Source organism: Clostridioides sp. LIBA-7602 (assembly GCF_056688945.1).
The window spans coordinates 858,620-874,751 of record NZ_CP196991.1 but is presented as its reverse complement, the minus strand read 5'-3'; the positions used below and the strand labels follow the sequence as shown (position 1 = coordinate 874,751).

12 protein-coding genes and 1 other annotated feature are annotated in these 16,132 nt (G+C 27.6%); all 12 genes read right to left on the bottom strand.

Translation table 11 applies throughout. The features are described from left to right. Positions 1 to 740: 740 nt before the first annotated feature. A complete protein-coding gene (locus tag ACTG45_RS04325) occupies positions 741 to 1,379 on the bottom strand; it encodes a nitroreductase (RefSeq protein WP_021383564.1) in 639 nt (212 codons plus the stop codon). 244 nt (positions 1,380 to 1,623) lie between these two features. After that, a complete protein-coding gene (locus ACTG45_RS04320) occupies positions 1,624 to 2,406 on the bottom strand; it encodes a prepilin-type N-terminal cleavage/methylation domain-containing protein (RefSeq protein ID WP_021383608.1) in 783 nt (260 codons plus the stop codon). A 46-nt stretch (positions 2,407 to 2,452) separates the two neighbouring features. Further along, positions 2,453 to 2,827 (bottom strand): fluoride efflux transporter CrcB, encoded by a 375-nt coding sequence (crcB, locus tag ACTG45_RS04315; RefSeq protein ID WP_479918228.1) that lies wholly within the window; start codon positions 2,825 to 2,827, stop codon positions 2,453 to 2,455. Between the two features lie 36 nt (positions 2,828 to 2,863). Further along, on the bottom strand, positions 2,864 to 4,036 hold the full coding sequence (gene thiI / locus ACTG45_RS04310; RefSeq protein ID WP_021383643.1) for a tRNA uracil 4-sulfurtransferase ThiI: 1,173 nt from the start codon (positions 4,034 to 4,036) through the stop codon (positions 2,864 to 2,866). A gap of 48 nt (positions 4,037 to 4,084) precedes the next feature. Further along, a complete protein-coding gene (locus tag ACTG45_RS04305; protein ID WP_479919903.1) occupies positions 4,085 to 5,236 on the bottom strand; it encodes a cysteine desulfurase family protein in 1,152 nt (383 codons plus the stop codon). 641 nt (positions 5,237 to 5,877) lie between these two features. Further along, positions 5,878 to 6,600, bottom strand: a complete 723-nt coding sequence (locus tag ACTG45_RS04300) for an amino acid ABC transporter ATP-binding protein (protein WP_479919902.1) — start codon at positions 6,598 to 6,600, stop codon at positions 5,878 to 5,880. Positions 6,601 to 6,658: 58 nt separating this feature from the next. Continuing rightward, complete coding sequence (locus ACTG45_RS04295) at positions 6,659 to 7,336, bottom strand: amino acid ABC transporter permease (protein ID WP_021383538.1); 678 nt, start codon at positions 7,334 to 7,336, stop codon at positions 6,659 to 6,661. A 27-nt stretch (positions 7,337 to 7,363) separates the two neighbouring features. Further along, complete coding sequence (locus ACTG45_RS04290) at positions 7,364 to 8,179, bottom strand: transporter substrate-binding domain-containing protein (protein ID WP_021383550.1); 816 nt, start codon at positions 8,177 to 8,179, stop codon at positions 7,364 to 7,366. Positions 8,180 to 8,404: 225 nt separating this feature from the next. Further along, positions 8,405 to 8,615, bottom strand: a binding site (T-box leader). Between the two features lie 324 nt (positions 8,616 to 8,939). Next, entirely contained in the window at positions 8,940 to 11,006 is a 2,067-nt protein-coding gene (locus ACTG45_RS04285) for an ATP-dependent helicase (RefSeq protein ID WP_479919901.1), read from the bottom strand. A gap of 76 nt (positions 11,007 to 11,082) precedes the next feature. After that, complete coding sequence (locus tag ACTG45_RS04280; protein WP_021383539.1) at positions 11,083 to 14,109, bottom strand: EAL domain-containing protein; 3,027 nt, start codon at positions 14,107 to 14,109, stop codon at positions 11,083 to 11,085. Between the two features lie 53 nt (positions 14,110 to 14,162). After that, a complete protein-coding gene (locus ACTG45_RS04275) occupies positions 14,163 to 15,623 on the bottom strand; it encodes an extracellular solute-binding protein (protein ID WP_021383537.1) in 1,461 nt (486 codons plus the stop codon). Between the two features lie 91 nt (positions 15,624 to 15,714). After that, entirely contained in the window at positions 15,715 to 16,089 is a 375-nt protein-coding gene (locus tag ACTG45_RS04270) for a hypothetical protein (RefSeq protein ID WP_021383549.1), read from the bottom strand. Positions 16,090 to 16,132 lie beyond the last annotated feature (43 nt).

Below are 16,132 nucleotides of genomic sequence, written 5' to 3'. Positions count from 1 at the left end.
TAGTATTAACTTATATCAAAATATTTTTCTAAATAAGTCTAGTAAGAATATTATTTAAATCACATTTATATGTTCTAAGATACTTACTATTAATTATTATTTATTCTTACTGATTTAATAAAAAATAGCTTAGAATATGACTATAAAATATACTTAAAGCATCAATATTTTTTAATTAAAATCATATTTTTATTATAATTACCATTATTTTTTACTTCCAATAGTTTCCATTTGTTATAAAAGGGTTTTTTTTTATGCTTCGAAAAAACAAAAAATATTATATCTACAAACCAATCTAAAAAATTTTTCATTTCTAATAAATAAGTATAAATCAAAAAAATGAAATTAAACTTAAAAACAATAAAATATTTACAAATTTGATTGTTAATTAAGAACATTTTCTTTGAAAAATTCTGTATAAAATAGAAAAAAACTGCTAGTTTTTTCAATAGTAACTTTTTTATAACTAAGGGTTACTTTCATCTTATTTTAACATTCTTTTTTCTTCATTTCAATATTTTGCTATTTATTTCCAAAATATTATAAATCGTTTATTTACATTTTTCGTCTTTATAATTTTTATTTTATATGCTTAAACTAATAAATTTACATTACCATTTCTTCATTTATAAATATAAAATAATAAAAAATAAGACTAAAAATAATTTTTTTTATTTTCAGCCTTATGTTATCTTTTTTAATCATATAAATTTATATAGCTATTTAATTAATCAAATAGTCTAAACTCTAGAAACTTTATAAATTACATCTCTAGCCTTTGGTAGATTTCCATTTGGAACACCTACAGCAATAGCAAATGGTACAGAATATCCTTCTGGTATATCTAGTAATTCTCTATATTTTTTATTTGTATCAAACTTCATCTTTATTGAGTCTGATTCTTTTACATCATTGTCATCCAATACACTAACAAGACCTACAATATCCCCTTGTTCAACAGGTGTAAATAGTCCCCTAACCATTCCTATTATACAGCTTCCTAGTCCTAATGCTTGTGCAGCTGTTGTTATATTCCCTGTAAGTATTCCTACATCATATGGAGCCCATGAATTTTCTTCATCATAAGAGATAAATAAAACTGTTGGTGCACCATAAAATAATTTAAAATTCTTATTTATCTCAACATTACTAACTTCATGAATTCTAGATAGAGTATCATCACTAATCTCTTTTAAAAGTTTCTGTTCTTGCACAACACTTATATGCCAAGGTTGCTTATTACATCCTGAAGGTGCTGCAAATGCACAATGTAACAATGTATCTAATTGTTTGTCTGTAATTTGGTCTGTTGTAAATTTTCGTATACTTCTACGGCTTTGTATCAAGTTTATTGTTTGATTATCTTGAAAATTATTCATATATCTATTCCCCTTTTTATGTATTTCTTAGTATAAATACTAAATCTTATAAAAATTCACTCTATAACTAATATTATTTATATTCTTATTATAATTATTTTTAGTTTATATGTGAAGACTTTAAAATAGTAAATTTTTAATAATCATCCTATACCAATAAAATATTTAAAATAAAAATCTGGCATTAACTAACTATAGAAAATATTATTCTATAGTCTGATTAATACCAGTAAAATATGCTATATTAATTTAAAGGAGCCCAATCAGATTTAGTATGGATTTCTTCTTTTAAAGCTTCCCATGTTTTATTTGCTACAGAAATACCACCTTTACCTTTATACCATTTAGCTTCATCATAATCATAAATTAGAGAAGCATACCAGTTACCTTTAGTTGAAGTATTTGCAAATACAACTACACTAGCTTCATTTGTGTTAGGCTTATTTGCATATGGTTGTATATACAATGGTTCTTTCCCTAAATCATACTTTTTCTTAAATTCATCTGGAATTGTAGGCCAATTACCTTTATACTTATTATCCAACAAATATTTTCTAAACTCATCATTATTTTTTGAATTTCCTGGTATTATAGAAGGATCTTCTGCAAATGATGCAATTAAATCTGTCATACTTTGATATACATCTCTAGCCATCTCAACACCATCTGGATGTTCTGTACAAGTAACATACACCTTTGCAATACTTTCATCTCCAGTTATTCCATCATAACCATCATCAAATTCTGCTGAATATGTTCCACCTGATTTACACTTTGGCTCTGTTTCAAAATATTTTCCATCTTTATTTTTTAACACATCTTTTATAATTTCATTCTTGTCTTTACTTGGTTCCTCAGCCATTGCAATAACAATTTGAGTCTTTATATTTTCTCTATTTGAAAGACATGTAACTGCCTTACTTTTTTCTATATTTCTAAATAGTGCCGGAACTGCGACTATAACTAAAATTCCTATTATAGATATAACTACCAATAATTCAATTAGTGTAAAACCCTTTTTATTCATAATAATCATTCCCATTAAATAAAATTATAGTACTTACTTTAAAATACTACATATTAACAAATTGTCTACATAGAGTTCTTCCAACAAAAACTCCTAAAATACTTAATGTTAAATTTAAGAATATATTTAATCCAAATAACATATAATTGCCACTATCAAAAAACTTTACATTCTCAAAACTAAATGTAGAAAATGTAGTAAGACCTCCCATTAGACCAGTTACTAAGAACAATTTCAAACTATCAGAAATATAATTTGTTCTTATACTCATTTCCATGATAAAACCAATTAAAACTCCACCCATGACATTGACAATTAGAGTCCCAAATGGAAACTTAGCTACTGCAAATCTTAAAGATATTAAATATCTTAATATAGCACCCAAAAATCCACCAATACCAACACACAATATATTAATCATATATAACCCTCCCCCAAGAGGCTAATCACTTATACATTAAAACTCTATGTCTTCAACCTCTATTTTATCAATCGCATCCTGTACTAATCCTTCAATGTCAAGTGCTGTTTCAGATTTTTCTATCTTTTCTAACCTAGGCTTAGTAACAGGTTTTCTAGGAGAAAATACGCTACAACAATCTTCTTCAGGAATTATAGATGTTTCAAAAGTTCCTATTTTTTTAGCTATATCAACTATATCTGATTTATCCATTGCTATAAGTGGTCTAAATACTGGTAAATCTACAACAGCATTAGTACAAGTAAGCCCTTGTATAGTTTGAGATGCAACCTGACCAATACTTTCGCCTGTAATTAAAGCATCACAATGTCTTTTTTCAGAAAGCCTCTGTGCTATTCTCATCATAAATCTTCTTGAAAGAATAGTAGCTTCTTCTTCATTACAATTCTCACCGATTGCCTTTTGTATTTCTAATATGTTAACTTTATGAAGTCTTACTCTACCACAATACTTTGCTAATATTTTGGCTAAATCCTTAACTTTTTCCTGTGACCTTTCACTTGTAAATGGATAACTATGGAAGTGTACTGCTTCTACTTCCATACCTCTTTTTGCAACCATCCATGTTGCTACTGGACTATCTATACCTCCTGATAAGAGAGACATTGCTCTACCATTCGTTCCAAGCGGTAATCCACCATATCCAGGTATAGTATCACTATAGACCATGGTATGGAACTCTCTGTATTCGCATTTTATTTTAACTTCTGGATTTCTTACATCAACATCAATCTTATCTCCTACCTTTGATAATAAGTATCCACCTATATCCATACTCATTTCTTGAGAAGTCAATCTAAAAGATTTATCTCCTCTTCTTGACTCTACTTTAAAAGTTTTATATCCAGCTTCTATTTTTTCTTCTAACATTTCTAAAGCTATTTCTTTCAATGTATCATAATCTTTTTTAGCTCTTACTCCAGGACATACTCCCACTATACCAAACACTTTTCTAACTTCTTCAATTACTTCTTCATAATCATAATCTTCTAAATCAACATATATTCTTCCATATTCTTTATATACATTAAATTTGCCAATTGGCTTTAACATATTTCTTATATTCCTTATAAGTCTATTTTCAAATATATATCTATTTTTTCCTTTTACTCCAATTTCGCCATACTTCACTATTAATATATTATACACTATTTCACCTCTTAAACTAATTTATTATCATTATTTATACTGTATTCTTTACTTCCTTTTCATTATTGACCTTAAGTCGCAAATTGATTCTTTCAATACTTCTACCGCTTCTGATATTTCTTCTTCTGTATTCATATCAGATAAGCTAAATCTTATTGTCCCATTTATTTCTTCATTTGTAAGACCTATGGCATTTAAAACATGGCTACCCTTCTTCTTAGACGAGCATGCAGAGCCAGTTGATACATAAATACCTTTTTGCTCTAAATAATGAAGTAACACCTCTCCTTTTGTCCCTCTAAATGATATATTTAATATATGACATACACCATCTTCTGGAGAATTAATTTTTATATCTTCTATATTATCAATTATTTTATTTTTAAATGTATCTTTTAAGTTATTTACTTTTAAAATAACTGCATCTAAATCTTTATTTAGTATTCTGACAGCTTCTCCAAGCCCATATATCCCAGGTACATTTTCTGTTCCAGACCTAATACCAATCTCTTGTCCTCCACCTGTTAGCATAGGTTTAAGACGATTATTTTCTTTTATATACATAAATCCAATTCCTTTTGGACCATGAAATTTATGTGCACTCACACTCATAAAATCTATATTGTATTTAGATGGTCTAAAATTGATTTTCCCATATGACTGAATAGCATCTACATGAAAATATATCTTTTCTTTTAAAGATTTCAAATACTTTCCGACTTCATCTATTGGCTGTATAGTTCCTATTTCATTGTTAACATGCATCATACTTACTAAACATGTAGTTAACTTTATTGCATTCTTTAAATCTTCTATATTTATCTTTCCATCTTTTCCGACCTCTAAGTAAGTTACTTCAAAACCATCTTCTTCTAAATCTTTCAATGTATTCAAAACAGAAGGATGTTCTATATTAGTAGATATTATATGATTTTTTCGCTTTTTATTTAGATTTGCAATTCCTCTTATTATAGTATTATTACATTCTGTACCACCTGATGTAAAATAAATCTCCTTTTCTTTCGCTCCTAGAGATTTCGCTATAACTTTTCTTACTTCTTTTATTCCTTTTTCAACTTCTACACCTTTTCTATGAACAGAAGAAGGATTTCCATAATCCGTACTAAGTGCATAAACCATTTTATCTATAACTTCTTGATAAGGTTTTGTAGTTGCGCTATTGTCTAAGTATATTTCCAACTTAATTACACCTACCTTTATTTAAAATCTTCAACTCTAACTATTATACCACTAATTATAGTATTTTTTTTGTTAATCTTTATTAAAAAGACAATCTTAAATTTACAAAATATTCTTTCATAAAAAATTAGTTTTTTCACTTTATTATAAAATTTTATAGTAAAATATAATATACTTATACTATATCCTACAAAAATACGTTATAAAATACAATATATGATAAAATAATATATTATATAAAATAAATATATTATATTATACATATGCTTATTTTTACTATAAAAGTTATTTTTATAAGCTTACTTGTTATAAAAATAACTTTTATAATTTATATCAAAAAAAATATTGATTTTTGTGTCGCATTTTGTTATAATAAATTAAGGTTATCCCCCTGGTAACCCTAGTTAGTTAATATATCTATTCCCAATACCCTTTCATAAGGATATATTTTATATTTATTAAAAATCGGATTGATAACGGAAATTGATTCGGTGGAAAAAAAGAGCTTACCCCGAGCTCTTTTTTTCTGCGAAAATTTAGCAAAATGAGATTAATATTAATTTTATTTTAAACTTATATTAATAATCATAAAAAAAGGATGTATTGAGTTTCTAATATCAATAACATCCTTTTTTTGTATATTATAACACTTTTGCTAAGAATGATTTAGTTCTTTCATGTTTTGGATTTCCAAAAACTTCTTCTGGAGTATTATCTTCTAGTACACTTCCTCCATCTATAAAAATAACTCTATCTGCAACTTCCTTTGCAAATCCCATTTCATGGGTTACAATCGCCATTGTCATCCCTTCTTTGGCAAGCTCTTTTATAACATCCAAAACCTCGTTTACCATTTCTGGGTCAAGAGCCGATGTTGGCTCATCAAATAACATCATATCTGGTTCCATAGCAAGAGCTCTAGCTATTGCTATTCTCTGCTTTTGTCCTCCAGATAATTGTGATGGATAGGAATCTTTTTTATCTAAAAGACCAACTCTACTTAACAAAACTTCTGCTTTTTTTTCTGCTTCTTCTTTTGTCATCTTTTTTAATTTAATTGGTGCCAATGTTATATTATCTAAAATAGTCTTATGTGGGAATAAATTAAAGTTTTGAAACACCATACCTATATTTTGTCTAATTTCATCAATATTAGTTTTTTTATCAACCAAATTTTTTCCTTCAAATATTATCTCTCCACCTGTAGGTACTTCTAGTAAATTCATACATCTAAGAAGTGTACTTTTACCAGAACCACTAGGACCTACTATAACCATTATTTCACCTTTAGCGATTTCTAAGTCTATATTTTTTAATACATTTAAATCTCCAAAAGATTTACTTAAATTTTCTATTGTAATCATATTATCACTTTCCTTTTTACTATTCTATGTTTTCCCTAAATGCTAAACATGCTCTCATCTAGTTAGACACAGATAGTTTCTTTTCTAATAATCCAACTAATCTTGATAGAGTAAATGTTATAACAAAGTAAATTGCTGCCGCTACTATTAATGGCTCTAATGCTTTAAACGCTGCATTTTTTACTATGTCAGCAGTACGCATTATTTCAACAACTCCTATTACAGATATTATTGAAGATTCTTTTACAAGTGTAATAAACTCATTTGCTAATGAAGGTAGTATATTCTTTATAGCCTGAGGTATTATTATATATCTCATAGTTGACCAGTAATTTAATCCTAATGATCTACTTGCTTCCATTTGTCCATTATCAACTGATTGTATACCTGATCTAAGTATCTCTGCCACATACGCTCCAGAGTTTACTGATAATGCAAATGCACTAGCTACAAATTCACTTGGTATACCAAATAACATAGGGAATCTTATTCCTAATTGAGGTAATCCAAACCATACTATATATATCTGTACTAATAATGGTGTCCCTCTTAAAATCTCAATATAGATTGATGATATTGCTCTTAATACTTTACTCTTTGATATTTTTGCCATACAGATGATTATACCTATTATAAATCCAAAGCATAATGCCACAAGAGAAATTCCTACTGTCACACCTGTTCCTTCCAGAAAAGAAGTTCCAAATCTACTTAAAAAACTAAAATCTAAACTCATAATTTCATCTCCCACATAACTTTCTTACTAATTTGAAGCAGCTTCAGTAGATGCTTCATTTAAAAATTCGTCTATTTTTTTACCATCTTGTAATTCTTTTATCTTTTTATTTAATAATTCTATAAAGTCTTTGTTATTATCAGCTTTTTTGATTGCTGCTGCCATACCTTCTGTTACATCTTTACCAACTTCAGTATTTGCCATTTTGATTCCATCATATTTTTTAACATTTATTAAAGAAACTGCTTCATTAGTAACAACTGCATCTATGTTTCCATTTTTTAATTCTGTAATTAAATCAGGTATTGCTTTTAAAGATTTTGTAGTTGTCATTTTTAGAGTGTTAACCACATATTCTTCTTGGATACTTCCCGCTTGTACTCCAACTCTAAGTTTTTTTAAATCATCTTCACTTTTTACTTTGTCTATATCTGCATCTTTAACTATAACTGCATTTCTGCTTAAATAATATAATTCTGAGAAATCAACACTCTTTTCTCTTTCTGGTGTTGGAGACATACCTGCAAGAACTATATCAACTTGGTCTGCATTTAAAGCACCTATTAATCCGTCAAACGACATATCTTTAATTTCAACCTTTACACCAAGCTCTTTTGCAAATTCTTCAGCCAACATCATATCGAATCCTTTTATTGAGTCTTTACCATCTACTACTTTATGGAATTCAAATGGTGGGAATTCTGCACTAGTACCTACAACCAATTTTCCATTCTCTTTTATTTGTTCTAATTTTGTTTTTTCTTCTCCACCACTACATCCTACTAGTGATAATGTTAATCCTAATACTAATCCTAAACTTAATAATTTTTTAAATGCTTTCATTTTAATTACCCCTCTCTTTTAATTATAATTTCCCTCAGATTTTAATACTTTAATGTTTCAAGTTACAAAAAAAGTCCCTCAGTCTTTAATGACTAAGAGACGACTTTACCGCGTTACCACTCTTATTGATAAATACTTTTACAACTTTCAAAATTTGTGAATGTTAGCTTGTAAGCTATGTGGATATTTTGATTTTTAAATCAAAAAAGTCCCTTAGCTTTACAGCTAAGAGACGAATTATATCCGCGTTACCACTCTTTTTGATAAGTAAGTACTTATCCTCTCAATCCCTTAAGGCGGGCAAACCAATTATCATACTAAAACTTCTGATAATCTCCTCCAGAGCTCTCTTCACATAGACTTCATTGCTAGGCTTACACCAACCCCTAACTCGCTGTAAATCCATATATGCTACTTTCTCTATCACTGGATTTGTTTCCTTAAATTGTTAATACAATTGTACTTCCTTATAATATTTTTGTCAATAAGTTTTTTATTTTTTTAATAATTTTATTTGTAAATTATTTAAACACTACGATGTATATTTAGCTCTACTCTTTAGATAATCATAAATAGCATCTTTTAGATTTATTTATATTCTTTAGATATTAATAAATAACATTTTTCATATTTTGAGCTATTTTTTTAATAATATATTTTTTATCTATATCTTTGCCTTAAATATCATACATAAATAATATAATTCTTTCTTACCTATATAAATAATACATTTTCTATCTATCTAAGTTTGGCTTCTAAATTAAATAATATAAATTATATTCTTCAATAAGCAAGTTTTCAGGTCTAAAATTCGCTCCCTATCTTTAAACTTTATTGTAAACATAATTCCATCTTTTTTAATTATTTCTCCTTCATGAAATTTTTTATGGTGCACTTTATCACCTACGCCAATACTATCAATTTCTTTTTTGGTTGGAGATTTTATATCGTCAATAAACAATGATTTATCAACTTTTTTACCATATTTATTTAAAGTAGAACTTATACACAATTTCTCTTCAGCTCTTGTAATAGCAACATACATAAGTCGCCTTTCTTCTTCTAACTGTTCTTCTTTTTTCTCTTCCTTACAAATATCATATGACTTTTCATGAGGTATTGTTCCTTCATTTACACCTATAATATAAACATTTCTAAATTCTAATCCTTTTGCACTGTGCATAGTTGTAAATATGACACCATCAGTCTGCTTATTCTTATTGTTTTCCATTAACTCAGTCTTTACTCTATCAATATGCTCTAAAAACTCTGTCACAGTATTAAAATTTGTAGCCGAACTCTCAAGTTCATTTAATATCTCTACAAGACCATTAGTCTTTATTTTTCTGTTACTACAATAATCTAATACATATCTATCATAATCAAGACTGGTTCTAATATAAGATATTGCATTTTTAGGATTTAAAGTGTTTAAATAACTTAGGTCTATTTCTAAATCAGTTATGGTTTTGACTTGTTTAGGATGGAGATTACATTTATTTATTAGTGCAGTTATAAAATCTTTTTCATCCTTAACCATATTTACATTATCCTTAGATATATATCTAAATGGCTTATTTATGATTCTTAACCAATCTTTATTTGACTTTGGATTAATACCTATTCTTAAATATGCTAGTATATCTTGACTTGCCCAATGGTCATATATTGTAATTACTGAGTCTTTCACTACAAATGGAATCCTCATATCCATAAATACATCTACTAATGCTCTTGACTGTATATTAGTTCTATAAATCACTGCAAAATCAGAATACTCTACATAATCTTTTTTTATTTCGTCAATTATTTCCTTGGCAATATATAAAGCTTCCTCTTCTGAATCATGTGGACAAATATAACTCACACTTCCTCCAGTGCCTTGACTACATTTAATAATTTTCTCATATCTATTTTTATTTTTTTCTATAAGCCTATTTGCAATATGTACTATCTCACTTTTAGACCTATAATTTACGTCTAATATTATTTTTTTAGTATTATTGAAATATCTTTCAAATTCAAGTAAAAAGTCTGGTCTTGCTCCTCTAAAACCATATATACTCTGGTCCTCATCTCCAACAGCAAATATGTTATTTAGTGGATTAGAAATTAACTTTAAAACTTCAAACTGTACTTTATTTATATCCTGAAATTCATCTATCAATATATATTTATATACATTTCTAACCATCTCTAATGCAGACTTATCATTTAAGAGTAAATAGTAAGTCTTTATAAGCATGTCATCAAAGTCAATTTTATTAACTTTAGATTTTTGCTCTTCATATAAATTATATACCTTCAAAAACTCATCTTTTGTCAGTACCTCTGAACTAAATTCATTCTTATCCATAAGTTCATTTTTTACATAAGAAATTTCATTTATAACTTGTCCTATATTCTCATCATCATCAGCATTCTCTATATTTAAGCTTTTTAGTATTGCCTTGATTGTTATTCGCTTTGATTTTTCATCAAATATACTATCTAGATTATACCTTTCAAAATACCTTAGAATTTTAAAAAATACAGAGTGAAAAGTTCCATAGGTTACTTTGTTAAGCCTTATATCATCACTTAAACTTAAAGCTCTATTTTTCATTTCTATTGAAGATGCTTTGGTAAAACTTATTGCTAAGATTCTCGTTGGTGCTATATTTTTATTTACTACCATATTGGCTATTCTATATGTAATTACTCTAGTCTTACCTGAACCAGGCCCTGCAAGTATCATGCAAGGCCCATCTATATGTTCAACTGCTTCTAATTGATTTTCATTTAACTTTCTTATATCTATATTTGTTGTGATTATTAGCTCCACCACCCTAATTTATAATTATATTATTTTCTTTTTAATTATAAACCAAAAGTTCATAAAAATACATGTAATTTTTCCTCTATTAAATCACATCATTCCTATTTTCATGACACATCTTGAGCTCTTTTTTAATTTTATCACTTATATCTTCAGGGATAAATGATGGTTTACTAATATAATATCCCTGCATATAATCTATTCCAAGATTAATTAATGTTTCCATCTCACTTTTAGTTTCTACACCTTCTGCTATTACTTTAATATTTCTTTCATTAGAGTATGAAATAAGATTTTTTAATATTTTCTGTCTGTCTTCATCTTTATCAATCCCTCTTACAATAGACATATCAATCTTTACGTAATTTGGCATTATATATAATAGTACAGCATCTCCATTGTAGCCTGTTCCAAAGTCATCCAAAGCAATCTCTATATTCCAATGGTTTATATAAGATTTCTTTTTCTCAATAAAATCTTCATTAATTTTATCATTTTCTGTTATTTCTAATACAACTCTATTCAAATAATTACCATATAAATCCTCAATTTCTTCAAAATCCACTTTTGATAGGTTATTATTTGGAATAGAATTTAAAAACAATTTACAATCTCCAAACTTCTCTCTGTATTTTTTAAATGATTTAAGTGCTTTAAACCAAGTAATACGCTCAATTTGATACAATTTAGATTGTGAACGAGCCAATCTAATAACATCCACTGGAGAACTGAAAGTTTTTATTTTAGGTCTCATGAGTGCCTCATATGCAAAAACTTTTCCTTCACAGTCTACAATAGCTTGAAATGCATACTCAACAAGTTGACCATCAATCAATTTATTTAACTCTTCTCTGTTACTCAATAAGAATGAATCCTTATTATATATATTGATATCAAACTCACTGACTTCACCCTTGATTGTGTTTTTAATTTGATACATAGCAAAATCTGCATATCTCATTAATTCATCATAGTTACTTGAATCGTAAGGATACCAAGAAATTCCTGCTGATGCTCTTATTTTAAATTCTGTTCCATCATGAAGTTTTAGTAATGTATTACTCATCTGTATCTTAACAGAATTAATAATAGCTCTTATACTCTCTTTACTTTCATATCCATATATAAATACATAAAACTCATCACCTGAAAGCCTAGAAACTATACCATTCCATGATATAAACTTTTTAAGTATTCCTGCTGCACATCTAATGTATTCATCTCCAGTATCATGTCCATATGTATCATTGATATATTTTAAATTATCTAAATCCCACATAACAAATGCTGCTACCTTAAGTTCATCTTTGTTTTTGAATTTCTCTTGTATCTGTGAGTAAAATGCTCTCCTATTTAAAAGATTAGTTAAAATATCAAAATCTCTTTCGTACTCTATTTTTCTTTTCTCAACGAACTCTTTTGTGACATCAACAACAACACCGAGAACCTTTATCTCATCTTCAACAAGGTTTAATCTTACCCACTTAGACCTCTTATCTTCAGATTCAAATTTATATATATATGTATTTTCTGTTTCATAACCTTTTTGTAAATATTTATCTAGCTTTTTCATTTTTTTAAGGAACTTATCTTTTTGCATATAACCATATTCTCGGAATCCCTTTTCTGTAATAAATACATTAAAAAATCCTTTTGTACAAAAAACATTATCTGTATTTTTGTACAATTCGAAAGCTCCAATAGGCATATCTACCATCTCTATAATCTGTGATAATTTTGAAGAAGAATCTGCAACATTTGCACTAAGTAGCTCTATAGCTGAAGATAATTCATCTATTTCAGATATATTTATTTTATCAAGATTTACTGGTTTTGATGGATTACTATTTCTAACCTTTTTGGCTAGAAGAACAATTGGTTTTGTAAACAGTCTTGATGCTATATAAATACCTATAAGTCCTATTACTAAAGAAATTGCTATAGATACTATAACCAAACGCTCCACTCTTTTTGAAAAAGATAAAAGGCTTTTTTCTTCAATAATCCCCAAAAGAGCCCAACGTTCATTTTCAAATGGAGTATTGGAATTATATAAATCTAGATATTGCACACTAGCATAAATATTCCCACTACTATAATCATTATCTTCATTTTTAATCTTATATACATTCTTATAAGATTCTTTCTGTTCTAAATTAGAATGTAAACCATCCCAAAATTTTTCTTTTAGTGAATATCCATTTGAAACTACATTTTCAAATGCCATATCATCATTTCTGTCCACACCTAAAATATAATTACCTTTTTTGTTTCCATTTATCTCTGCATATGGTAGTAATTCACTTAAATAGTTTATACTTAAATCTATTCCAAGTACTCCATATACAGTTCCATCCTCATAAATAAGAGGAACTGAATATGTCATAACCTTATCGCCTGCATTTGTTAATAGAAACTTACTTCCCCAATATCCTAAATTAGAACTTGATACATTTGGATTATCAATTGCCGCTCTAAATGGTTTGTAAAAAAAATTATCTCCTTTTCGCTTGTTTTCACTTTTAAATGAAAATTTTGGAGCCCAATAACTATCCATAGATATTCCAAAGTCTCTTGCTATATCTGATGAACCTCTCTCAATTAACAAATCAGAATTATCATTTGGACTAAATTTAGGGTCTAAATCTCTTATATACAGTCCCGTCTTGCTTATTTCACCTTTACTCATGGAATCATCTTCAATGTTTTTATTACTTAATATTACAAAAGAGCCTGTAACAGAATTTTTTCTTAAAAGATATATCAAATTACTAGATATATTTTTTATAATCTCCTTGTTAATTTCTTCATTCTCACCTACATCTTTGATTGAAACATTATTTTCATCTAAAACCTTTTTTACAGATGAATTAATTGCGGCTTCCGTTTCACTTGTCTTTGACCATCTTTGCAACATCTCATTTTGTATATAATTTTTGCGATTAATTACTCTTTCATTTAAAATATCAAATGAATTGTCATTTAACTTCTTAATAGTTCCTCCCCATAAAATTGTGGCACAAAATAAACTTGTTTGAATTAGCATAACAATAATTAGGGGAAATATCATCTTTTTCATTATTGAATTATTTTTTCTTAGATTGTTTTCCATACTTAATTCCACCTATACCTTTGTGCATGTTGACACACTAACCGCCAATTCATCTACTCTTTTGTAGCATTTTCAAGCTCAGTCTTAAAATCATTAAACCAAGTTTCAAAATTCTTGTCATTATTAAATTGTGCTACTGCATCCTTTTTAGAAGTTCCATTTTTTATTAATTCATTTATTTTATTTAAATCTTCTTTAGCCTTATCAAGCATCGAATATTCAAGAATTTGTCTAGCTTTAGTTCCACCATCGAATGCTTTATTAGTATATAAATTACAGCTTTTAATTTGTGCAATAGATGAAACTATTGATTCTTCAACTTTATTTAATACATTTAAATCGTCTTTCTTCATAACTTCTTTTATAACATCTAAATCATTTGTTTTTTTCTTTACTGGCAAGTATCCAGAAGCAATAGAAAATTTTATATTAGGTTCTTTATCTGTAAACCATTTTAAAAATTCTACTGATGCATATTCTTCTTCTTTAGTGGATTTTGTTACAGCCATTCCTGCACCTTGTTGTACAGCATACTTTTCTTTTCCTTTAAAACGAGGAGCTTCAAAAACAGATGTTTCAATCTTATAACTCTCGTTGTCATTTGACACTACTCTATCTGGGAAGTATGCTGCTCCTGAACTAGAACCCACAAGAGCTAATATATCTCCTGTTTTTGCATCATCAGAACGAAATTTACCATAAGATGCAAAATATCCATTTATATATGGTACATAAAAATTATCCCATAATTTTCTCATAACTTTTTCATCAATATTTAATGTAACTTTTCCATCTTTAACAGAAAAAAGTTCTACTCCTAATTGCTTACTTCCTATAATAATATAATTTGCTAAAGCATCTCTTCCAAAAAACGCTTTACCATCATTAGGCTCTTTTGTTAAACTATCTGTCCATTCATAATATTTTTTTGATATTTCTGTTAATCCCTCTATTGTTTGTATATCATTGATATTTGAATTTGTAGCTTTGGCAAATTTATCCCAATCAGTCTTATTTATCATCAAAATCTCAGTAGATTTTGCAATTGGAAAAAGTTTAAACTCCTCATTAGAATTTATTCTGCCCTCTTCTACATATTCATCTATATACTCATTTAGTTCATCTTTGCTTATATACTTGTCCATATCCACTAGTAATCCTAATTTATCCATTTCATAAGCAGTATCTGAATATGCCGCAAATATATTTGGTACATCTTCAGAACCAACCTTTTTATTTGCAGAATCTAAAACCTTTTCTGATAAATCAACAACATTACCTTGACTAAACGCTTCAACAATAATTCCTTTTTCAGCACCTACAGTGTCATTGAATTCCTTAACAAGCTTGTCAAAAGCTATTTTTTGCTGTCCATTATAATAATGCCAAATTTCTATTGATGTTGGATTCTCTGGGTCCAGCTTATAATTATCTTCCTTTTTCAAACTACACCCTGTAAGTAATAAAACAATCATTGATGTGATAATTAATTTTGCAAACTTACACCTATTCATAAAATCTACTCCTTCAAATTTATAAAATTATAATAGCATTAAAACTACAACTTCACTATTTATATTAATTATAGAACGTTTATTGATATATTTAAACAGGATTAACAACATATTTAAAAGCAATTAAGAAGCATATAATTACAAATACTGAAAATAGGGCTTTTGCATAATTTTTATTTCTAAATGCTCCAAACGATACCAAACCTTGTTGAATAGCCACTGTAATCACTAAAAGCGTCATTATTACATTAAGTTGAACTAACTTAAACAAATAAAGTAAAGAAAATATTACTAAAAGAATACATAATACAATACTAGATTTATTAATAATATCATCAACCTTATCTACATTTTTAGATTTTTTGTTAGTTTCCTTTAGCTTCTCTTTATTTAAAGTATCAACTTTTTTATTATACCTTTCTCTTGTTTTATCTTTATACTTCGTGTTTTTATTCTTATTACTCATTTGTTTCCTCACCCTCTATAAAAATTTTAAAATTGAGTTTTTT